The following is a 20,577-nucleotide window of genomic DNA, read 5'->3' as shown; positions in this document are numbered from 1 at the left end:
CTTTGACCTGGATCATTTACTCGAATGCCTTCGCATTTATCGTGCTGTAGTTCTTTGAAGCTTGAGATTGAGCTACAGTTCGAGCAAAGCATTATTAGTTAGTCTGAAGACACACTCAAAACGATATATACAAGTTGGCGGTTAATCGCGATTGAATGGTTCCGTTCTCCTAGAAAAGGTCAATGTTCAGTCGTTTCCGACTTCCAGCGCTATGTAGAAGGTTGCTAGGCGTTTTACACGTCTTTCAAATGTCAAGTACTGTCAAAGACCTAGGTACAGGGACGTATGGCTCGCGACACACAGGCAATGGTTGACGACGATACGTTGCGAACCCTCGAGAGCGTGCTCGGCTGTCTGTCAGTTGCGGTTGTGGCGCTGGACCGAGCCGCTCGGGTTGTCGCTGGCAACCCCGCGTTCTCACACCTGCAAATTCATAATGGTGTTTCTCCGACTGCGGGCGGCGAGTTTATCGCCCTCCTGCGGTCCGAAGACCAGGGTGTTTTTTACGCGGCACTGGAACAGGCAGCGGGGAAAACGCGAGTTGGTTTCTCGGCGCTGAGCAGGCTGTCGTGCGGGCTGGACATCGTCTTGACGCTGTGGCGCGAGGATTATTTTATTGTCGAGGTCATTGCCCGCCAGGGACCGTCAGCCGCGCAATCCGATACCGAAAGCTACTCGCAGATTCCGCTCAGGTCGATTTTCGATTCCTCCGGTACCGGCCTGGCGTTGGTGTCGTTGGACGGTCGTTGGCTACGGGCCAATGGCGTCATTTGCAGCCTGCTTGGGTATAGCGAAGCGCAGTTGCAAACCACCACGTTCATAGCACTGACCCACCCCGAAGACCGGGAGGTTGGCAAGCAGTTGATCGACGAACTCAAGCGCGGTGAAAGGCCTGGCGCGACGCTGCATAAACGCTGTATCCGTCGCGACGGGCGGGTGGTGTGGGTGCGGTTGACCGTGGGGCTGGTGCGCGATGATCAAGGGCAGCCAATCTGCTTTGTGTCCCAACTGGAGGACATCACCGAGAACTGGCAGCTTCGCGAAACACTGATGGGCAGTGAACTCAAATTTCTCACCCTCGCGGAAAATTCACCCAACATCATTGTTCGTTACGATCGCAACCTGCTGCGCACTTACGTCAACCCGACATTTTTGCTCTTGACCGGCATGTCTTATGACGAGTCGATAGGCGTCAGCCCTGACGCGGACGCGGGTGAGTATCTCAACCAACTTCGCCATGTCGTCGCGACGGGCGAAACGGCGCAATTCCTGGACAGTTGGACCTTCGCGGACAGTACTGAGTCTGTCAGTTGTGCGGTCAGCCTGACGGCCGAGCGCAGTCCGACAGGCGAGGTGGTCGGCGTGTTGGCGCTGGCCCACGACATTACGGAGTTGTGCAAGCAACAAGTCCTGGAAGATGCGCGCTTGGGCATTTTCGAAAAAATGTCGACGGGCGCCCCCCTTGAGGAAACGCTGGGGCTCCTTGTGGGTTATCTGCAATTGGCCTTGCCCCACCGGTCCTGCAGGGTGCAGCTCGGCACTGGCACTGTGATGAATAAGGCGTCTGCTGTCGGCTGGTCCGAACCGATCGTGGACAAACAAGGACACATTCTCGGCACTTTCGAGTTGTCCCAGTCTCCAGGCACCGGGCCGGATGAGAGCGACATGCTGCGCGTGCGCCAGACGTGTCACATTGCGGCGATTGCGATCGAACGCTGGCGATCAGAGTCGTTACTTCGGGAGCGTGAGCGTCGTTATCGTGACATTTTTGACCACACCCTGGACATGCTTTGCCTGCTGGAAATGACTGAGGTCGGTTGCCTGCGTTGTGTCGAGGTCAACCCCGCGTTGTTACGCGCGCTGGGCAAAGCTCATGCCGATGTTATCGGTGAGCCCCTGGAGCCGATCTTTGGTCGGTTGAGCGCGCAAAAAATCCAGGCGCTGTGCGAGCAATGCACGAGCGCCGGGCGGGTGGTTGAGTCCGATGAGGGCGTGATGCTTCGCAACGAAGTTCGTCAACTGCACGTTACTCTGGTGCCGGTAGCGGATTCGGGGCGCATGGCCCCGCAGATATTGGTGATCAGTCGCGACATTACCCTGTTGACAAGGGCCAGGCAGAAAGAACTCGGACGCCAGCACGATATCAGCGCGCTGGTCGAAAACAGCCCGGATGCTATCGCTCGTCTGAGTGCTCATGGCGAGGTGCTCTACGTCAATGCGCAACTGCGCAAATGGGTGGGCGGGGCCTGGCCGGAACTGATGGGAATGCCCATGGATGCGGTGGCGCCCCTGAACCACCAGTCTCAGCTGTTTCGCGAATTGGTGGCCCAAGTGATTCAGGAAAATAAAGCGACGGAGCAAGAGTTTTTTCTCTCGGGGTTGAAGGCCGCACCCAAAGTGGTGCTGATCCACTTTGTGCCAGAGGTCGACGGCCAGCGGGTCGTGAGTGTGCTGGCGGTGGGGCGCGACATTTCCAAGCTGCGCGCTGCCGAACGGCGCCTGGCCAACTCCAATGCACAACTGCGTGATCTATCGACCCGCCGCGAAACGGCGCGGGAAGAGGAGCGCAAACTGATCGCCAGGGAGATCCATGACGAGCTGGGCCAGCACCTGACGGCATTGCGCATGGGGATATCGCTGCTGAGGTTTCAGTTCGGCGCCTCCACACCGGAGCTGACCCCGCAGGTCGAGCGGCTGATGGTGCTGACCGATAAGACGATCCAGGTCGTGCGTGATGTCTCTACCAGCCTGCGACCCTCCGCCTTGAACCTGGGGCTGGTCTCCGGTCTTGAATGGCTGACAACCGAATTCGTCACCTTGACCCGAGTTCCCTGCGTGTTGCACCTGCCTTTGATTCCCCTGACGCTCCCCGATACGCACACCACCGCCGCGTTTCGCATCGTGCAGGAGTCGTTGACCAATATCGCGCGCTACGCCGAAGCGACACAGGTCAGCGTCACCCTGAGCCCGCAGGAAACGCACTGGCTGCTGGAGGTCCAGGATAACGGCAAGGGGTTTGACCCGGATGCCGTCACCCGCCAGACCTTGGGGTTGGCCGGGATGCGTGAGCGCGGCCTGATGTTGGGCGGCAAAGTGATCATTTTCAGCCATCCCGGACAGGGCACTACGGTGCAGGCGTTCATTCCGATGCACAAGGATACGTATTGATGATTCGCATGCTGATTGCCGATGACCACACCATCATGCGCGAAGGGCTCAAGCAGTTGTTCATGCTGGTCGCCGACGTCCAAGTGGTGGCCGAAGCCGAGAGTGGCGCGCAAGTGATCGAACTGTTGCGCCAGGTCGAGATCGACCTGCTGCTGCTCGACATGAATATGCCAGGTATCAGCGGCGAACTTCTGATTGCCCGCCTGCATGCCCAGTACCCGAATCTGCCGATCCTGGTGTTGAGCATGCATAACGAAATCCACATCGCGCAACGCGCACTGCGCGCCGGTGCGCTTGGCTACCTGACCAAGGACCGCGACCCCGAGACCCTGTTGATTGCCATGCGACGCGTGGTCAGCGGTCAACGTTACCTGGACCCTGGGCTGGCGGAGCAGATTGCCCTGCAGAGCAGCGGCTTGAAGCAACATACCTACGTTGAAAGCCTGTCCGATCGCGAGTTCCAGATTCTGCGCTTGCTGGCTCATGGCATGAGCGTCAACCAGATTGCGGGGCAGTTGGTCATCAGCAACAAGACGGTCAGTACCCACAAGACTCGGCTCATGGAAAAAATGGGCTTCAGTTCTACGGCGGACATTGTTCGCTTCGCCATGACCCTGGGGATTTCATAGTCAGCGCCCTTGGGTAGGGATTTTCCTACCCGGGTTCCCGGTATCCCTACCCCAGAATAGGGATGGTCTGATGGCTGGCGTGCCATTACTGAGCCATCATCCTCCTCAAGCAATCTAACTGCCGATCAACCGGTGATGAGAGGCTTTGACTGGGAGACAGACCGTGAACGAACAGACCACACCCCCCTCGGCTGCTTTGACACTGTTTCCCGTGGCCTTGGCCGGTCTGCTCGGTGGGCTGGCGATCGCTTACAGCAATGGTTTCAGCGCCTGGGCAGTAGGGGCGGGGAGCGTGTTGTTGGCGTTGTGTATCGGCCTGGGCCTTTGGGCAAACAGGGGCTACCAGGCGCACTGGACCCGCCTGCGCCAGCAGCTCGATCAACCGGCAGAGACCTCGGCGACATTGGCCGTCGATAACGGCTTGGCAGATGTGTGTCTGAGCGTACTTCCGATCTGGTCCAGGCAGATTGAAGCGGCTCGACTGATCAGCGAAACGTCCATCCTCAAGCTCAGCGAACGTTTTGGCACGCTGTCATCAAACATCAGCAACAGCGTAGCCAGCAACGGCGGGCAAGACGCTTCCCAACAATTGGTCGACTTGCTGGAAGTCGGCCAGCGTGACCTCAACTCCATCGTTCTGGCCTTGCGCTCCGCGCTCTCGAATAAAGAGAACGAACTCAAAGAAGTCCTGCAACTCTCCGGCTTCACCGAGCAACTTCAGCAGATGGCCAAGTTTGTCGGTGACATCGCCAGTCAAACCAACCTGCTTGCCCTCAACGCTGCCATCGAAGCCGCCCGAGCCGGTGAGGCGGGGCGAGGTTTTGCGGTGGTTGCCGATGAAGTGCGCAAGTTGTCGAGCATGTCCGGCGAGACCGGGCGCAAGATCAGTGAAACCGTCAATACCGTCAACGCGGCCATTGCCCGCACGGTGCAAATGTCCCGCCACCACGCCGAACAAGACACCTTGACCCTCGCCGACTCGGAGCGCGTGGTCTCGCAGGTCATTGAACATTTTCGCGGTACCGCCCAAACCATCGTGCGCAACAGCCATGACTTGCAGCAGCAGAGCGCCAACGTCGCCGACGAGATTGCCCAGGTGCTGGTCGCCTTGCAGTTTCAGGATCGCGTCAGCCAGATGTTGACGCTGATTACCCGCGACCTGGGCAAGCTAGAGCAGCAACTGGACGAGCGCCAAGCATCGAGCCTGAGTGGGCATGCGCTCACCCCGATGGCCAGTGACCGTTGGCTGCAAGAGCTTTCAACGTCTTACACGATGCCGGAGCAACACGCCATTCATGGCGGCAACACGCACGCCAAGGCTGACGCCAGCGAAATCACCTTTTTCTAGAGGAGCTTTTCCGATGAGCAAAACCATTCTGATTGTCGACGACTCGGCCTCCATCCGGCAGGTGGTGAGCATCACGCTCAAAGGCGCGGGTTACGACGTGATCGAAGGCTGTGATGGCAGAGATGCACTGAGCAAGCTGGATGGACGCAAAATCCACCTGATTGTCAGTGACGTGAACATGCCAAACATGGACGGCTTCAGCTTCGTCAAGGCCGCCAAGCTGCTGCCAGCCTACAAGTTCACCCCGGTCATCATGCTGACCACCGAAGCCAGTGATGCGATGAAGCAGCAAGGCCAGGCGTCCGGTGCCAAGGCGTGGATGGTAAAGCCCTTTCAGCCCGCGCAAATGCTCACCGCCGTCTCCAAGTTGATCCTGCCATAGCGATGGCCAGCGACCGCTGACCAGGAGGTTTCCATGAAAAGCACCGTCCCGATGCTGCGTCGAATCCAGGTCATGGAAGGCCCCCTGACGATCTACACGGCCACTGAACAAAAAGACCTGTTGTTGTCGTTGTTTCCGCTGGCCCATGAGGTCGAGTTGGACTTGTCCAATGTCGACGAACTGGACAGCGCCGGTTTGCAACTGTTGATCCTCATCAAACGCGAGTCGCTCAAAGGGAGCACGCAGCTGTTGCTGAGCAACCCGAGTGTGGCCGTGATCGAAGCAATACGGCTCAGCGGTCTTGACGACTACTTCGCCAATCCGCCTTTCGCTCAGTCGCTTGGAGCATGATCGTATGAACATGGATGACGTGCTGCAGACCTTCATTGCGGAGAGTCGCGAGCTTTTGTTGCAAATGGAAGATGCGCTGCTGCAGATCGAGAAGTCGCCGCAGGACCTGGATACCATCAACGGCCTGTTCCGTGTGGCCCACACCATCAAAGGCTCGGCCGGCTTGTTTGGCTTGATGCCCATCGTTGAGTTCACCCATGTCGCCGAAAGCGTCCTGGATCGGGTCCGCAGCCTGGAAGTGCGCGTCGACGAGGCGTTGAGTGCGTTGTTTCTCGACGCCCGTGACCATATTGGCCAATTGATCGACCTGCTGGCCGAAGATGGCAACCTTGATCGATTGGACGAACCGTTGCAGGTCCAGGGCCAACGCCTGGGTGAGCGGCTCGCTCTGTATCTGGAAGGCTCGGTACCGACTGCTTCGCCCGCGCCTCAACATAATAGGCCTGCGGCGGATGACCGCGGCGACAGTCCCGGCCACTGGCATTTGTCCCTGCGCTTTGGCCCGGATGTGTTGCGCAACGGCATGGACCCCTTGGCGTTCCTGCGTTACCTGAGCACGTTGGGGCGTTTGCTACATACCGTCACCCTGTTCGAGGCGTTGCCACCGATAGCCTCAATGGACCCGGAAACCAACTACCTGGGGTTTGAGCTCGCGCTGGCCAGCGACGCCTCCCGGGAGGTCATCGACGGCGCCTTTGATTTTGTTCGCGATGACGCGCTCGTACAGATCCTCGCACCGCAAGCGACTGTCCAAGCGTGTCGCGCGCATCTCGACGCGTTGCCCGAAGACAACGCCGAGCTGCTCGAGCTGCTGGTTCGTTGCGGCACATTGACTGAATCCCAGGCCTTGCTCGTCGCTCAAGAGGGCGAGCAAGCACCGGCCGAGACGCACGGCGAGCTTGATGCACCGCAGGATTCGATCACGCCGCTGATCAAGGCCGCCAAGAGCGCGGCGAGCAACGAAGGCAATCTGATTCGGGTCGACGCGGCCAAGCTGGATCAACTGATCAACCTGGTCGGAGAGCTGATCATTGCCGGTGCCGGCGCCAACCTGGTGGCGGTGCGTAGCGGGATTGGCGAGATGATCGAAGCCACCAGTCTGTTATCGCGGTTGGTGGAGGAGGTGCGTGACTCGGCACTGACCCTGCGCATGGTGCAGATCGGCGCGACATTCACGCGTTTCCAGCGGGTGGTACGGGACGTCTCCAAAGAGCTGGGCAAGGACATCGTGCTGCACATCGGCGGTGGCGAAACCGAGCTGGACAAGACGGTCGTCGAGCGTATCGGCGACCCGCTGACGCATCTGGTGCGAAACGCCATGGACCATGGCATCGAGCCCGCGTCGATTCGCCTGCAACGGGGCAAGCCTGCCCAGGGCACGGTGCGCCTGAATGCCTATCACGAATCCGGCAGCATTGTAATCGAGGTCTCGGATGACGGCGGCGGCCTGGCCAAGGACAAAATCCTGGCCAAGGCCCGCGAGCGTGGCCTAGTGGGTGACGGCCAACAACCGGCGGATAAAGACATTCTGAATTTGATTTTCGAGCCGGGCTTTTCCACGGCCGACCAGGTCAGCAACCTGTCGGGCCGAGGCGTGGGCATGGACGTGGTCAAGCGCAATATCACGGCTTTACGCGGCAGCGTGAGTCTCGAGAGCGAAGAAGGGCGGGGCACGACGGTACGGATTCGTCTACCGCTGACGCTGGCAATCATCGACGGTTTTCTGATCGGAGTGGGCAAGGCCTCCTATGTCATTCCGCTGAACATGGTGGAGGAGTGCATCGAGCTGGCGCCTGGGCAGGGGGCCGAAACCGGCTACCTGGACCTGCGGGGAGAGGTGCTGCCGATCTTGCGGCTACGCGACATGTTTGACGTGCAAGAGCCTCGAGGTAACCGCGAAAACGTGGTCGTCGTGCAATACGCAGGCATGCGTGCCGGCTTGGTGGTCGATCGCTTGCAGGGGGAGTTCCAAACCGTGATCAAACCATTGAGCAAAGTGTTTGGTGAGGCCCATGGACTGGGCGGGTTCACCATCCTTGGCAGCGGAGCTGTCGCCCTGATTCTGGATATACCCAATTTGTTAGGACTCGTTGCCAAGGACGCCACCCACCGCTCGATTCAAAGTCCTTTATCGACTCAATGAAGCGTCATCAGGAGTTCCTCGCCATGACCGTTATCAGAAACATCATGTTGTTGGTTTTCACGGCATTGCTGGGTGTCGTCGTGTTGGGCGGCACCAGCTTATATCTGGCCGGTGAAATCAATACGAGCGCCAGTTATGCCAACGTCAACACAGTGCCCAGCTTGCTGGGAATAGATCGTGCCGCAGCGGCCTTCACCGACCTTCGCGCCTTGCAATGGCAGCGCTTGAGTGATTCCGAAAAAAATAGCGTCCCGAGTTACTCGCAGAGCGTGGCACAGAATCTCAGCTCAATCGGCAAAGCCCTGGATCAGTATCAGGCCGAGTTGATTACCGACGATCATGACGCGTCGCTGTTGACGCAACTGCGCGGGCGTCTGGGTGAGTTCACCACCTTACAGGCGCATTTCGACAAGTTAATCGATGGCGGTGATCACGCCTCGGCTCGCACCTTGATTGAGGCAAGCCAGCCCTTACAGGCCTCGGTGCTGGCGACGATCAATGACATGCGCGACTACAACCTGGAGCTGGGTCGCAAGGGCCAATTGCTCGCCACCGCCACCGAGCAAAAAGCGCGCTACATCATCCTGTTGGTGAGCGGCCTGACCCTGTTGGCTAGCGTACTCATCGGAGGCTTGCTGGGGCGTAACCTGATGCGCCAGCTCGGTGCTGAGCCTTCGGTGGTTCGAGCCTTTGCTGCACGTCTAACCGCCGGCGAGCTGAATGCAAAGGCGACGCTCAAGGCGGGTGACACCACCAGCCTGATGGCGAGCATGCAGCAGTTGGGAGCGGGCTTGAATGAATTGACCGTTGAGATGGACCGTATGTCCAGTGAACACGATAAGGGCGACATCGACGTACAGATCGATGCCGGCCGCTTTCATGGTAGTTACCGTTCCATGGCCCAGGGCATCAACGATATGGTCAACGGCCACATCGCGGTCAAGAAAAAAGCCATGGCGTGTATCCGCTCCTTCGGCGAAGGTGATTTGTCGGCACCGCTTGAGCGATTCCCTGGCAAAAAAGCCTTTATCAACGAGAACATCGAGCAACTGCGGGCCAATATCCTGGCGCTCGTCGAAGACACCCGCCAGATCAGCGACAGCGCGCTGATCGGCAAACTGGACACCCGTCCTGACGTTGCAAGGCATCAGGGTGAATTCCGCAGCATCATCCTGGGTATCAATGGTTCGCTGGATGCGATCATCGTGCCGATTACCGAAGCCATGGATGTGTTGTCGGCGATCTCCAGTGGCGACCTGACCCGGACCATTACCGGCGACTATCAAGGCAAGTTCCTGGAGCTCAAGCACTCGGTCAACGGTACCGTGGAAAAACTCTCGGAAATCATCGGCGAAGTGCGCGGCTCGGCTGACTCGCTGTCCAGTGCGTCTGAGGAAATCTCCGCCACGGCCCAAAGCATGGCTCAATCGGCGTCCGAACAGGCCGCATCGGTGGAGCAGACCTCGGCGTCGATGGAGCAAATGTCGGCGTCCATTGCCCAAAACACCGAAAATGCCAAGGTCACCGACGGCATGGCAGGCAAAGCCAACAAGGAAGCCTCTGAAGGTGGTCGAGCCGTGAAGGACACTGTGGCGGCGATGAAGACCATCGCCGAAAAAATCGGCATCGTCGATTCCATCGCCTACCAGACCAATCTATTGGCGCTCAACGCGGCTATCGAAGCGGCGCGTGCCGGCGAGCACGGCAAAGGGTTCGCGGTAGTCGCGGCAGAAGTCCGCAAATTGGCTGAGCGTAGCCAGATTGCCGCGCAGGAAATCAGTGAAGTGGCCAAGAACAGCGTGGCCTTGGCTGAACGGGCGGGCAACCTGCTTGACGAGATTGTGCCGTCGATTGCCAAGACATCGGATCTGGTGCAGGAAATTGCGGCCGCCTCGGAAGAGCAATCCATCGGCTCCGAGCAAATCAACAGCGCGATGTCGCAGATGAGCCAACTGACGCAGCAAAACGCGTCGGCATCCGAAGAGCTGGCGGCAACGGCCGAGGAGATGAGCGGCCAGGCCGAGCAGTTGCAGGAGTTGATGGGCTTTTTCACCGTACAGAGCAAGCGTGCCGGGCGGGCGGTCTCGATGCCCGTCGTCAGCCGTGCGGCGTCCACGTTTGACCAGGATAGCCGTTCGGCGGAGGGCGGTTTCGTCCGCTTCGGGAGTTGACCCATGAGTGCCTCAGCCGTTACGCCAGGCACTAGTGAGCCAGCGCTGCAAGTCGATGAACCCTTGCAGTACCTGACCTTCCTGGCTGCTCAGGAAATGTATGCGGTCAACACACTGAGTGTTCGTGAAATCATCGAATACAACCAGGTGACAACCGTGCCGATGATGCCGTCGTTCCTGCGAGGGGTCATTAACCTTCGCGGTTCGGTGGTGCCGGTCGTAGACCTCAAGGCGCGGTTCGGCAAGGGGGTGACGGTATTGGGCAACCGAACGTGCATCGTCATTCTGGAGGCGGCGAAGGAGGGCGAGTCCCAGGTCTTGGGCGTGGTGGTGGACTCGGTCAGTGAAGTGATCGAGATACTCGATATCGATATCAAACCCGCCCCAGCTTTCGGCAACCATATTCGTACCGACTTCATCCGCGGGATGACCAAGGTGCGAGGCGAGTTTGTCACGCTGCTGCAAATTGAGCATGTTTTGTGTGTCGATGAGATGGCCGGCTTGATGTGACCGTGACGCATACGGGCGCGCCTCCAGGCGCGACCGGAAAGTAATTGATCCGAGGTGAATCATGGCGCTATCCATCGAAAGTCCACGCAATTCCACGGCCTCAAGCCCCAGCCAATACCTCACCTTTGAGCTGGGCAATGAGATGTTCGCCGTCGGTACGCTCAATGTTCGAGAGATCATCGAATATGGGCCGATTACGAGCGTGCCGTTGTTACCCCCCAGCATACGCGGCGTGATTAACCTGCGAGGCGCTGCGGTGCCGGTACTGGACCTGGGCGTGCGCTTTCGCGGCGAACGCACGGTGCAGACCTCAAAAACCTGCTTTGTGATCCTTGAGGTACAGACCAATGCCGTGCGCAAGCCGGTGGGCATCATTGTGGATGCGGTCAGCGAAGTCCTTGAAATCGCCGAGCAGGACATCGAACCCTCGTTGAATTTCGGTACCGATGTCAGGGCCGATTTTCTGTTGGGTATCGGCAAACTGGAGAGCGGTTTCGTACTGCTGCTGGACATCGGTCGGGTGTTGTCCCTGGAACAGGTCGATGCGCTGGCAAGCCTTGAATCCTCGGGCACGTCGTTATGAACGTGATTCTCTCCGACGCCGAGTTCCAGCAATTTCGCACCCTCATTCACCAAATCGCGGGCATCAGCCTGTCCGATGCCAAAAAACAGTTGGTGAGCGCTCGGCTCGCCAAGCGCCTGCAAGTGTTCAAGCTCAATACCTACGGCGCTTACTACAAGGTGTTGATGAAGGACAGTACGGAACTACAGGTGGCGGTCGACATGCTGACCACCAACGAAACCTACTTCTTTCGCGAGCCCAAGCATTTTGACTTCCTGCGCGACGTGGCGCTTCCCGAACTACGCGGCAGCGGGCCTTTGCGCGTATGGAGTGGCGCCTGCTCAAGCGGAGAAGAGCCCTATACCCTGGCGATGGTCCTGGCGGACAACCTCGCCGGCCGGCCCTGGGAGATTGTGGCGTCGGACATCAGCAGCCGCGTGTTGGACAAGGCCCGCGAAGGGCGTTACCCCCTGGAAGCTATACGTGGGATACCCGAAGCACTGCTCAACAAATATTGCCTCAAGGGGGTTGGCGCCAACCACGGTTGCTTCATTGTCGACCCGGCGCTGGCGTCGCGGATCGATTTCCAGGCCATCAATTTGAATAATCCGTTGCCCAAACTGGGGATGTTTGACGTGATCTTCCTGCGCAACGTGATGATCTATTTTGACAGCGATACCAAAGTCCAGGTCGTCAAACGGCTGGTCAGCCACCTCAAGCCCGGCGGGTACTTTCTGGTGAGCCACTCGGAGAGCCTCAATGGCGTCACCGATGAACTGCGGCTGGTCAAGCCTTCAATCTACCGGAGGCCACATGCCCGACTCCCGTGAGATTTTCCTTAATCCCGGCGATTGGTTTTTCGGTGCAGGCGCGATTCGGCTACGTACAGTGCTGGGCTCGTGTGTGGCCTTGCTGTTCTGGCACCCGCGGCATTTGTTGGGGGGCATGTGTCACTACTTGCTGCCCCAGCGCGCAGCGGCGAATTCAGGTGGCCTGGATGGTCGCTACGGCGATGAGGCGTTCCAATTGTTGCTCGGTCGAATACACGCGAGTAACGCCAAGCCAGCCGAGTTCAGAATCAGCGTATTTGGCGGTGGCAACATGTTTCCAGGGCTTGTGCGTCCGGACAATCATTACGTCGGGCAACGCAATGTCGAGCAAGCCAGGTACCTGCTCGATTTACATCAGTTGCACTGCCAAAACTTCCACGTGGAAGGCGTGGGTTATCGGACCGTGGTGTTCGATCTCGCCAATGGCGACATTGCGCTCAACTACCTGGCCCTGCCGCAACCCCAAAGCAGCCCTCATGGAGAGCGTGCGACATGAGCCTTATCAAAGTGCTGATCATTGATGATTCCGCCGTGGTGCGTCAGGTGCTGACCGCGACCTTGGGACAAGACCCCGCGATTGAGGTGATCGGCGCGGCGGCCGACCCCGTGTTCGCCATGGACAAAATGAACAAGCAATGGCCGGATGTCATTGTGCTGGACGTCGAGATGCCACGGATGGATGGCATTACGTTCCTCAAGAAACTGATGGCAGAACACCCCACACCGGTGGTCATCTGCTCCACGTTGACCGAGAAGGGCGCGGCCACCACCATGCAGGCACTGGCTGCCGGTGCGGTCAGTATCGTGACCAAGCCACAACTGAATTTGCGCCAGTTTCTGACCGACAGTTCCGATGAACTGGCCGGTGCCGTCAAGGCCGCAGCCCGGGCCAACATGAAGCGTATGGTGCCGTCCGGGGAGCGAGCCCCCGTCAAGCTGAATGCCGACGTCATACTGCCGGCGAGCACTCAGGCAATGGCGCGCACCACCGAAAACATCGTCGCCATCGGTACGTCCACGGGCGGGACTCAAGCCCTGGAGCTGGTGTTGACCGCCTTGCCCAGGGTGTGCCCAGGCATCGTGATTGTGCAGCACATGCCCGAACACTTCACTGCGGCGTTTGCCGAGCGCCTCAATCGGCTGTGCGAGATCGAGGTCAGAGAGGCCAAGCATGGCGACCGAGTCGTCCCGGGTTGTGCATTGATCGCACCCGGTGGCCGGCACATGTTACTCAAGCGCAGCGGTGCCCAGTACCAGGTTGAAATTGTCGACGGCCCTCCCGTCAGCCGACATCGCCCGTCGGTGGATGTGCTGTTTCGCTCGGTTGCCCGCAGTGCCGGGGGCAACGCGCTGGGCATCATCATGACGGGCATGGGGGACGATGGCGCCCGTGGCCTGAAGGAGATGCACGATAACGGTGCCCGCACCCTCGGCCAGGATGAAGAGTCGTGTGTGGTGTACGGCATGCCCAAGGAAGCCTTCAAGCTGGGGGCGGTGGAGCGTGAATTGCCCCTTGAGCATATTGCTGCGGCGATTCTGCAATCCATGCATCAGCGTCGTTGACTGTTTCGGCTGTAGGCCTGGCGCGCCAAATGAAGGCGAGGAGGTTCGCGGGGCGGCTGTAAAAAATGCTAAGCCACCGGGGATACACGTGTGCTTGCGTTATAAACAGGTTACATACAAGCCTGACATTGTTCCGTAGGATGCACGCGCCAGGACGGCGCTATATGGCCGATAGCCAGTCTCTCCGGCTCTTAGCGCGGTACGTGCCCAGGAGGGGCCTTGTTTGCCCACCTGTTCGCTACCCAGCGTGCTTTGATTTATTCGACGGGACTTGCGTTTATATGTCGAAATTTGAAACTGGCGATTGTCCGGTCGCCTCCAGGCAATCGAAGAAAGTGATACTGGCGACAGTCATTGGCAATGGCCTGGTGATCTACGACTTCACGGTATACAGCTTTTCTGCCGTGATCATCGGCAAACTTTTTTTCCCATCGGACAGTTCCTTCGCCTCGTTGCTGATGGCGTTGCTGACGTTTGGCATCGGTTTCGCGATGCGCCCGCTGGGCGCAATCGTGATCGGCAACCTTGCAGACCGCAAAGGGCGAAAAGCCGGTTTGAATGTCACCAATTTATTGATGGCAGCCGGTACCGCCTTGATCGCTTTCATGCCGACTCATGCCTCTATCGGCGTCACCGCAACGGTGTTACTGGTCGTCTCGCGGTTGCTGCAGGGGTTCGCGACCGGAGGGGAGATCGGGGTGTCGTCGGTGGTGCTGATGGAGCTGGCGGCCCGCAATCAACGCTGCTACCTGGTCAGTTGGCGCTCTGCCAGCCAGGCTGCCGCAGTGTTGTTGGGGGCTGTCGTCGGTGCCGCAACGACCTCGTTGCTGACGCCCGAGCAGTTGTTGGCCTGGGGCTGGCGCATCCCTTTCGTGCTGGGGCTTTTGATCGCGCCGTTTGGGTGGTTCATTCGGCGCAATATGGTGGAGACAGCACGGCGCGGTATCCAGCTACCGTCGCTGCGTGTCTTGCTGAAAAGCCACCGAGCCCAGCTATTGCTGGGGATTTTGATGATGGCAACCCCCACCGCAAGCATCTACCTGATGGTGCTCTATATGCCGACCTATCTGGTCCGCACGTTAGGCATGTCGCCGAAGATGAGCTTGCTCTCGGCGTGCTTTTCCAGTGCGGTGCTGTTCATCGCCGCGCCATTGTTTGCCCGGCTCGCCGATCGGCTGCCGCGACGCAAACCCACCCAATACGTGACGATGATCATCAGCATCCTGCTGGTTTATCCGGTATTTCTCGCCTTGACCCATGGTGTTGGCGAGCTGGCCTCTTTGCTGATTATCTGCGTCTATTCGGCTGTAGCGATGGGCAACAACGGTGTCGCCACCGTGATGATTATGGAGGCTTTTCCGGCGCATCATCGTGCCACTGGGATGTCGATGGTCTACAGCTTCGGCGTGACGATCTTTGGGGCGTTCTGTCCGTTTTTTGTGACGTGGTTGATCGGCATTACCCAGAACCCAATGGCGCCTGCCTGGTATCTGCTGGGTGCGCTATTGGTCAGCCTGTTCGCGTTAGTGAAGTTTCCATCCCGCTCGCCGGCTCACTGATCAATCCAGCCGGCGACGTTACGGTTACCCGGCATAACTTTGCCCATGCGCTGTGCCGCCATCAGGCGATGGTCCTGCGGCGCCAGGTCATAGCGGCGACGAAACGCGCGGGTAAACGCCGATGCGCTGTTAAACCCCAGGCTGTAGGCGATCTCAATCACCTGGCGGTCCGGATAGCGCACCAGTTCGTCTGCCGCTTCGCGTAGGCGGCAGTTGAGGATATAGCGACCCAATCCACCCTCATGCTGGAACAGACGGTAGAGCGTGGCGCGGGGTAGCTGCATGGCCATCAGCACGTACTCTGGCGTCAACCAGGGTTGATACAGGTTGTTTTGCACATAACGCCTGGCTTTATCGAACATCGCGCTGCGCGCTGCCGCCCGCGCGTGCCCACCCAGCTTGGCCTGTTTCGAAAATGCCGCGAGCATGAGTTGAACGGCAGTATCGAATGTCGACGCGGCCTCGGCGCTGGTCATAGCGGGCAGTTTTCTTGAAAACGCCTCGACATGGTCGATCATCAACTGGGTCATAGGCGTCGTATTCTCGAAGACCCGCCCGTGGATCGACTCGGCATGTGGCAGCGCCGCCTCTACGACCGGGCGCGCGACAAAGAAGGTCAATACGCGGCAACACCCCCGGCTCATTCTGATCGGCTGGTTCATGTCCATGGCAACGATGCTCGCGATGGCGGATGTGCCTTGTTCCTGTGGCCCGCCTCGAATGGACTCGATTGCGCCTTGGGTGAAGACCTGAAACACATAGTCCCGGACCTTGTCGGTCGAGATGCGTGCAATCGAACGCTCCAGCAACAAGGCGTCGCTCGAGCAGTCGGTAAAGACCCGATCACCCAATGTGTAGCGGTCAATGCTCGCGTTGAAGTGCGTGGTGGTTGCCTGGGAGGTAGGCAGCACGTCAATGACGTGCCCGACCCGATCACGCCAGGCCAGCAATTGGTTGGCAACCGGCTCGGCGCTGACCTCAAAGTGATCGTGGGCATGCCTGGAGGCGAAATGTTTAGGGGCGTATATGACTGAAGCTGATTTGTTCATGAATTCACTACAGCCCGGAAAGCCTAGGTTATCGACCCGTGAACAGGCGTTGTATCTACCCACTATATGTCCACGCTGCCTACCGGCAGCCCGTCAGAATGGGGTGTCGTTCTCCTTATAGCCGGTTTTTTCCCGAAAGTAATGACAATCCCTCTTTGTATCCAACTTGTTGCGTACTTTCAGGCGCCGGCAAGACCGCGGCAGGGCGCCTGAAAATAGTTGAAAAGTTGCAACGCAGGGTCAAGCCATCTGCAGCGCGCTTGATAGATTGATACGAATTCGAATTTAACAGCGTTTATGGGCTTCGCACGCTGTAAACGCGTGTGCTTGTTTCTCAAGCAAAGTCCGCTCGGTATTGGCCTTGTTATTTTCGGCGCGATGATCTGAAAGGGCACTTTCAACCGGTGAGTACTTCAGGTGTTCACCCGATGGCCCCGACGTCTTGGCTGACACATGCTTGTCCGGCAGCTCAACGATCGAGGCTTCGGCCTAGAGGATTGCAGCACTGACTGGCGGAATCTCAGGTCTTGGATCAATCAATGAAGATCGTGACCGCTGCAGCAATCAACCGCGCAGCGGCAGCCAGTTTTTACGCGGCAACGATGTATCAAACAACCTATTGAAGTAAGGAGTAACGGATGAGTTGCGCCGACTGGGAAGTAGGTTCGTTTGCGATCAATTTGACGCAGCCTGCTGGCGCCAACCCGCGGGAAGGCGCGGCTTTTTCGCTCGCGCAAATTGAAGTGGATAAATTGAACAATATCCACGCCGAGTCCGGAGTGGATTGGCAGAAAGTCGCCGATGCCTGTGTAAAAGTGCTTCGAGAAGAGGGCAAGGATTTTAATGCAGCGGTCTGGTTGTTATGTGCCTGGACCACCCTGCAAGGCGTTTCCGGCCTGGCGACCGGCGTGCATATAGTGCGCGAAATGCTTGAGCTGTATTGGGAGACCCTGACCCCGCCGCCGGCGCGATTGCGTGCCCGGCGCAACCAGGCCGAGTGGATGCTCGAGTGGCTCGCAGTGAAGCTTGAAGGCAGCTTCGAAGCGGTGCCCGGAGAACAATTGGCGCAGTTGCTCGAAGACTGGGACGCTATCGATAGCCATTGGCGCGATCGTGACGCCGATGGCCCAAGCTTTTTTGCGTTGCGTCGTCGTCTATCGCAGCTGCCGGTGCAAGCGAGTGCCGAGCCGACAGCCGTTGCGTCAGAGGCGGTGCTGCCGGCAGTCGATGCGCCTACCGCGATCCCGACGCCGGTTGCGCATGCCCCCTCGGCCCCTGTGCCGCCCCTGGTCCTCGCGCCGGTTCAGTCATTGGGCCGTCTTGAGAGCGATGAGGCCATCGAGAGCGCGGTCAATAGCGTGTTTGCTTCGCTTGCGCCGCTGGTGGGGTTCTGTCTGGAGTCTCGAGCGACCTTGCCGTTGCTGTTTCGCCTCAATCGCCAATTAGCCTGGACGACCCTGGAGCAAGCACCTCCTGCGCAAGGCTACACGACGCGCCTGCCGCCGCCTTCGGACGCGGAACTCGAAGGTTTCAGTCGCTTGCAAAGCGCTGGCGAGCCGCTGGACATCGTGCGCTTTTGCGAAGGTCGGTTGACGAGTTATCCCTTTTGGCTGGACCTCAATCGGGCCAGTCATGCCGCGCTCTCACGACTGGGTTCGGCGGCGATGGCCGGTGCCGCCAGCCTGGCCCTGGAAACCCGGCATTTTCTGGCGCGCTTGCCGTCGCTGGTCGAGCTGACATTCGCCGACGGCCAACCGTTCGCCGATGGCGCAACCCGCAGTTGGCTCGAAGGTTTGGCACCGGCGACGAGCAGCGGCGCCACGGATGGGCTGCAGACGCTGATCGACGAGGTCGGGCGTGATGCCGCGCAAGGCCGTTTGAACGAAGCGTTGGCGCGGTTGCAGGCTGCCGTGCGAGAGGCTGGCAGCGGCCGCGAGCGGTTTCGCCTGCGCGCCGCCCAATGCCATTTGCTACAGCGTTTCGACCCTCGCGCGCAGTTGCGTGTGGCCGTGGATGTATTGCTCCAGGAAGCGACGGAGCAGGGCCTCGATCGTTGGGAGCCGGATCTGGTCCGGCCGTTATTGGAGTTGGCCCTGGCGCATGAAGACGGCGGTTCGAGAGCGTTGTGGGGGCAACAGTTGGCAGCAATGGATTTGCCGGCTTTCTGGCGTTTGGCCAGCGAGCCGGCAAGTTGAATGAGCAACAGGCAATACCTGGCAGGCGTGTGCATATCCATGCCATGAGTTTTCTAACGGCTGCGTTGAGCGAGTCCGGTAAACAGGAGTGAGATTTAATGGCTAGTGAAGGTTCGGTCGCGCCTAAAGAGCGCGTCAATATTGTTTACAGCTCTGACACCGGCGGCGCGCAGGAACAGGTCGAGCTGCCGCTCAAGCAACTGGTGATCGGCGATTTCACCTTGCGTGAAGACGATACGCCGGTTGAAGACCTCAAACCGATCCGCGTCGACAAAGACAACTTCACCGATGTGCTCAAGGGCCAGAACCTGAGCCTGCAGCTGGCGGTACCCAATCGTCTGGCGGAAAACGCGCCAGAGGACGAGCAGCTCCCGGTATCGCTTACCTTCCAGTCCATTCGCGATTTTGAGCCGGATGCCATCGTGGCCCAGGTTCCCGAGTTGCAGCAGCTGATCGCCCTGCGTGATTCGCTCAAGGCCTTGAAAGGGCCGATGGGCAATTTGCCGGAATTTCGCAAGCAGCTTCAGGCCCTGATGAACGATGACGGTGCCCGCGAGCGTTTGCTCTCGGAACTCGGCGTAAAGGACAAGGAATAACCCATGAGCGAAGAAAAGAGTCAGGCAGCGAACGCCACCGGCCAGGCGGTCGAGTCGGTTTCCCTGTTGGATCAGTTGGTGGAAGCGACTCGCGTCAAGCCGGGCGACGAGGCGTATGCCGTCACCCGTCAGGGCCTCGAAGCCTTTGTCGCCGAGCTGCTTGAGCCTGCCCGGCAGTCCGAGAAGGTCAGCGCCGGATTGATCGACGACATGATCGCCACGCTGGATGCCAAGCTGTGTCGGCAAGTCGACGCGATCATTCACCACCAGCAATTTCAGAAGCTGGAATCGTCCTGGCGCTCGCTGAAGTTTTTGGTCGACCGCACGGATTTTCGCGAGAACAACAAGCTGGAAATCCTCAGCGTTTCCAAAGAGAAGCTGCTCGAAGATTTCGAGGATGCGCCGGAGATCACCCGTTCGGGTCTGTACAAGGCGGTGTACACCGCAGAGTTCGGCCAGTTCGGTGGCCAGCCGTTCGGCTCGATCATTGGTAACTACGAGTTCAACCCGGGCCCGCAGGACATGAAGTTGCTGCAATCGGTCGCGGCCATTTCGGCGATGTCTCACACGCCCTTCATCGCCTCGGCCGGACCGCAGTTCTTCGGCATCGACAGCTTTGCCGACCTGCCCAACCTCAAGGATCTGCAAGCCGTCTTCGAGGGCCCGCAGTTCACCAAATGGAACGCCTTTCGCGAAAGCGACGACGCGCGTTTCGTTGGCCTGACGTTGCCACACTTCCTGCTGCGCACGCCGTATGGCGAAGACACGATTCCCGCCAAGACGTTCCGCTACAACGAAAACGTCGGGGGTGGTAACCAGGACTTCCTATGGGGCAACGCCGCGTTTGCCTTTGCCAGTCGCCTGTCCGACAGCTTTGCCCAGTACCGCTGGTGCGCCAACGTCATTGGCCCACAGGGTGGCGGCACCGTCGGTGATTTGCCGATCTACAACTACGAAGCCATGGGTGAAACCCAGACCAAGATCCCGACCGAAGTGCTGATTTCCGAGCGCCGCGAGTTTGAGCTGGCCGAGCAGGGGTTTATCGCACTGACCATGCGCAAGAACACCGACAACGCGGCGTTCTTCTCCGCCAACTCGTGCCAGAAGCCCAAGTTCTTCGGTAATGACAAAGAAGGCAAGGAAGCCGAGCTGAATTACAAACTGGGCACCCAACTGCCGTACATCTTTGTAGTCAGTCGCCTGGCCCATTACATCAAGGTCATCCAGCGCGAAAACATCGGTACCTGGAAAGAGCGCGGCGACCTGGAGTCAGAACTCAACACCTGGATTCGCCAGTACGTGGCCGATATGGATAACCCCGCGGCCGGTGTGCGCAGCCGTCGTCCACTGCGTCAGGCGGACATTACCGTCAGCGACGTCGAAGGGGATCCAGGCTGGTACCGCGTCGGTTTGAAAGTTCGCCCGCACTTCAAGTACATGGGCGCGTCTTTCACGCTGTCGCTGGTGGGCAAGCTCGACAAGAGCTGATCGGAAGCGCGAATGGGCAACGCAGCCGTTGCC

Annotated in this window: 17 protein-coding genes and 1 pseudogene; 17 read left to right on the top strand and 1 reads right to left on the bottom strand. The window is 59.0% G+C overall.

Going from position 1 to position 20,577, the window contains the following annotated elements; all coding sequences use genetic code 11:
- Positions 1 to 285 precede the first annotated feature (285 nt).
- The 14 genes and pseudogenes from ACS5Q8_RS14485 to ACS5Q8_RS14420 all read left to right on the top strand — a co-directional run bounded on the left by ACS5Q8_RS14485 (position 286) and on the right by ACS5Q8_RS14420 (position 15,216).
- Entirely contained in the window at positions 286 to 3,168 is a 2,883-nt protein-coding gene (locus ACS5Q8_RS14485; RefSeq protein ID WP_443696976.1) for a sensor histidine kinase, read from the top strand.
- A complete protein-coding gene (locus ACS5Q8_RS14480) occupies positions 3,168 to 3,797 on the top strand; it encodes a response regulator (protein ID WP_465159065.1) in 630 nt (209 codons plus the stop codon). Before ACS5Q8_RS14485 ends, ACS5Q8_RS14480 begins: the two co-directional genes overlap by 1 nt.
- Positions 3,798 to 3,960: 163 nt before the next feature.
- On the top strand, positions 3,961 to 5,145 hold the full coding sequence (locus ACS5Q8_RS14475) for a methyl-accepting chemotaxis protein (protein WP_443693363.1): 1,185 nt from the start codon (positions 3,961 to 3,963) through the stop codon (positions 5,143 to 5,145).
- Positions 5,146 to 5,158: 13 nt separating this feature from the next.
- The gene (locus tag ACS5Q8_RS14470; RefSeq protein WP_247396048.1) at positions 5,159 to 5,527 is read left to right on the top strand and encodes a response regulator; all 369 of its coding nucleotides are present in this window, start codon (positions 5,159 to 5,161) and stop codon (positions 5,525 to 5,527) included.
- 33 nt (positions 5,528 to 5,560) lie between these two features.
- A complete protein-coding gene (locus tag ACS5Q8_RS14465) occupies positions 5,561 to 5,878 on the top strand; it encodes an STAS domain-containing protein (protein WP_276193014.1) in 318 nt (105 codons plus the stop codon).
- Positions 5,879 to 5,882: 4 nt separating this feature from the next.
- Positions 5,883 to 8,021: a chemotaxis protein CheA gene (locus ACS5Q8_RS14460; protein WP_247396045.1), complete on the top strand. Its 2,139-nt coding sequence runs from the start codon at positions 5,883 to 5,885 to the stop codon at positions 8,019 to 8,021.
- Positions 8,018 to 9,073, top strand: a pseudogene (locus ACS5Q8_RS14455) (MCP four helix bundle domain-containing protein); the annotation flags it as partial. The gene ACS5Q8_RS14460 and the pseudogene ACS5Q8_RS14455, both read left to right, overlap by 4 nt.
- Positions 9,050 to 10,192, top strand: coding sequence for a methyl-accepting chemotaxis protein (locus ACS5Q8_RS14450; protein WP_465160363.1), 1,143 nt, complete (start codon positions 9,050 to 9,052; stop codon positions 10,190 to 10,192). The pseudogene ACS5Q8_RS14455 and the gene ACS5Q8_RS14450, both read left to right, overlap by 24 nt.
- Before the next feature lie 3 nt (positions 10,193 to 10,195).
- A complete protein-coding gene (locus tag ACS5Q8_RS14445; protein WP_276193012.1) occupies positions 10,196 to 10,702 on the top strand; it encodes a chemotaxis protein CheW in 507 nt (168 codons plus the stop codon).
- Positions 10,703 to 10,763: 61 nt separating this feature from the next.
- Positions 10,764 to 11,285, top strand: a complete 522-nt coding sequence (locus tag ACS5Q8_RS14440; RefSeq protein WP_276193010.1) for a chemotaxis protein CheW — start codon at positions 10,764 to 10,766, stop codon at positions 11,283 to 11,285.
- A complete protein-coding gene (locus ACS5Q8_RS14435) occupies positions 11,282 to 12,094 on the top strand; it encodes a CheR family methyltransferase (RefSeq protein WP_426099797.1) in 813 nt (270 codons plus the stop codon). Before ACS5Q8_RS14440 ends, ACS5Q8_RS14435 begins: the two co-directional genes overlap by 4 nt.
- Entirely contained in the window at positions 12,078 to 12,590 is a 513-nt protein-coding gene (locus tag ACS5Q8_RS14430; RefSeq protein WP_276193008.1) for a chemotaxis protein CheD, read from the top strand. The genes ACS5Q8_RS14435 and ACS5Q8_RS14430 overlap by 17 nt, the downstream gene beginning before the upstream one ends.
- On the top strand, positions 12,587 to 13,657 hold the full coding sequence (locus ACS5Q8_RS14425; protein WP_276193007.1) for a protein-glutamate methylesterase/protein-glutamine glutaminase: 1,071 nt from the start codon (positions 12,587 to 12,589) through the stop codon (positions 13,655 to 13,657). The genes ACS5Q8_RS14430 and ACS5Q8_RS14425 overlap by 4 nt, the downstream gene beginning before the upstream one ends.
- 281 nt (positions 13,658 to 13,938) lie before the next feature.
- A complete protein-coding gene (locus ACS5Q8_RS14420; protein ID WP_465159064.1) occupies positions 13,939 to 15,216 on the top strand; it encodes an MFS transporter in 1,278 nt (425 codons plus the stop codon).
- Here the strand turns inward: ACS5Q8_RS14420 and ACS5Q8_RS14415 are convergent.
- Positions 15,210 to 16,265, bottom strand: a complete 1,056-nt coding sequence (locus ACS5Q8_RS14415) for a helix-turn-helix domain-containing protein (protein WP_276193003.1) — start codon at positions 16,263 to 16,265, stop codon at positions 15,210 to 15,212. The genes ACS5Q8_RS14420 and ACS5Q8_RS14415 overlap by 7 nt on opposite strands.
- Positions 16,266 to 16,903: 638 nt before the next feature.
- Between ACS5Q8_RS14415 and tssA the strand changes: the two genes are divergently transcribed.
- The 3 genes from tssA to tssC all read left to right on the top strand — a co-directional run bounded on the left by tssA (position 16,904) and on the right by tssC (position 20,544).
- Positions 16,904 to 18,460 carry a type VI secretion system protein TssA gene (tssA, locus tag ACS5Q8_RS14410; protein ID WP_426099795.1) on the top strand — a complete coding sequence of 519 codons (1,557 nt, stop codon included), beginning with the start codon at positions 16,904 to 16,906 and terminating at the stop codon, positions 18,458 to 18,460.
- 98 nt (positions 18,461 to 18,558) lie between these two features.
- Positions 18,559 to 19,056, top strand: a complete 498-nt coding sequence (gene tssB / locus ACS5Q8_RS14405; protein WP_247397917.1) for a type VI secretion system contractile sheath small subunit — start codon at positions 18,559 to 18,561, stop codon at positions 19,054 to 19,056.
- Between the two features lie 3 nt (positions 19,057 to 19,059).
- Positions 19,060 to 20,544, top strand: a complete 1,485-nt coding sequence (gene tssC, locus ACS5Q8_RS14400) for a type VI secretion system contractile sheath large subunit (protein WP_276193000.1) — start codon at positions 19,060 to 19,062, stop codon at positions 20,542 to 20,544.
- Positions 20,545 to 20,577 lie beyond the last annotated feature (33 nt).

This window comes from Pseudomonas sp. PAMC25584, from assembly GCF_058135675.1.
The sequence above is the reverse complement of the archived record's forward strand: the minus strand, read 5'-3'. Positions and strand labels throughout refer to the sequence as shown.

What these genes read in the sequence shown, in the direction of transcription:
- ACS5Q8_RS14485 (WP_443696976.1), top strand. Translation starts at nt 286, where the DNA reads ATGGCTCGCGACACACAGGCAATGGTTGACGACGATACGTTGCGAACC.
- ACS5Q8_RS14480 (WP_465159065.1), top strand. Translation starts at nt 3,168, where the DNA reads ATGATTCGCATGCTGATTGCCGATGACCACACCATCATGCGCGAAGGG.
- ACS5Q8_RS14470 (WP_247396048.1), top strand. Translation starts at nt 5,159, where the DNA reads ATGAGCAAAACCATTCTGATTGTCGACGACTCGGCCTCCATCCGGCAG.
- ACS5Q8_RS14465 (WP_276193014.1), top strand. Translation starts at nt 5,561, where the DNA reads ATGAAAAGCACCGTCCCGATGCTGCGTCGAATCCAGGTCATGGAAGGC.
- ACS5Q8_RS14460 (WP_247396045.1), top strand. Translation starts at nt 5,883, where the DNA reads ATGAACATGGATGACGTGCTGCAGACCTTCATTGCGGAGAGTCGCGAG.
- ACS5Q8_RS14445 (WP_276193012.1), top strand. Translation starts at nt 10,196, where the DNA reads ATGAGTGCCTCAGCCGTTACGCCAGGCACTAGTGAGCCAGCGCTGCAA.
- ACS5Q8_RS14440 (WP_276193010.1), top strand. Translation starts at nt 10,764, where the DNA reads ATGGCGCTATCCATCGAAAGTCCACGCAATTCCACGGCCTCAAGCCCC.
- ACS5Q8_RS14435 (WP_426099797.1), top strand. Translation starts at nt 11,282, where the DNA reads ATGAACGTGATTCTCTCCGACGCCGAGTTCCAGCAATTTCGCACCCTC.
- ACS5Q8_RS14430 (WP_276193008.1), top strand. Translation starts at nt 12,078, where the DNA reads ATGCCCGACTCCCGTGAGATTTTCCTTAATCCCGGCGATTGGTTTTTC.
- ACS5Q8_RS14425 (WP_276193007.1), top strand. Translation starts at nt 12,587, where the DNA reads ATGAGCCTTATCAAAGTGCTGATCATTGATGATTCCGCCGTGGTGCGT.
- ACS5Q8_RS14420 (WP_465159064.1), top strand. Translation starts at nt 13,939, where the DNA reads ATGTCGAAATTTGAAACTGGCGATTGTCCGGTCGCCTCCAGGCAATCG.
- ACS5Q8_RS14415 (WP_276193003.1), bottom strand. Translation starts at nt 16,265, where the DNA reads ATGAACAAATCAGCTTCAGTCATATACGCCCCTAAACATTTCGCCTCC.
- tssA (WP_426099795.1), top strand. Translation starts at nt 16,904, where the DNA reads ATGAGTTGCGCCGACTGGGAAGTAGGTTCGTTTGCGATCAATTTGACG.
- tssB (WP_247397917.1), top strand. Translation starts at nt 18,559, where the DNA reads ATGGCTAGTGAAGGTTCGGTCGCGCCTAAAGAGCGCGTCAATATTGTT.
- tssC (WP_276193000.1), top strand. Translation starts at nt 19,060, where the DNA reads ATGAGCGAAGAAAAGAGTCAGGCAGCGAACGCCACCGGCCAGGCGGTC.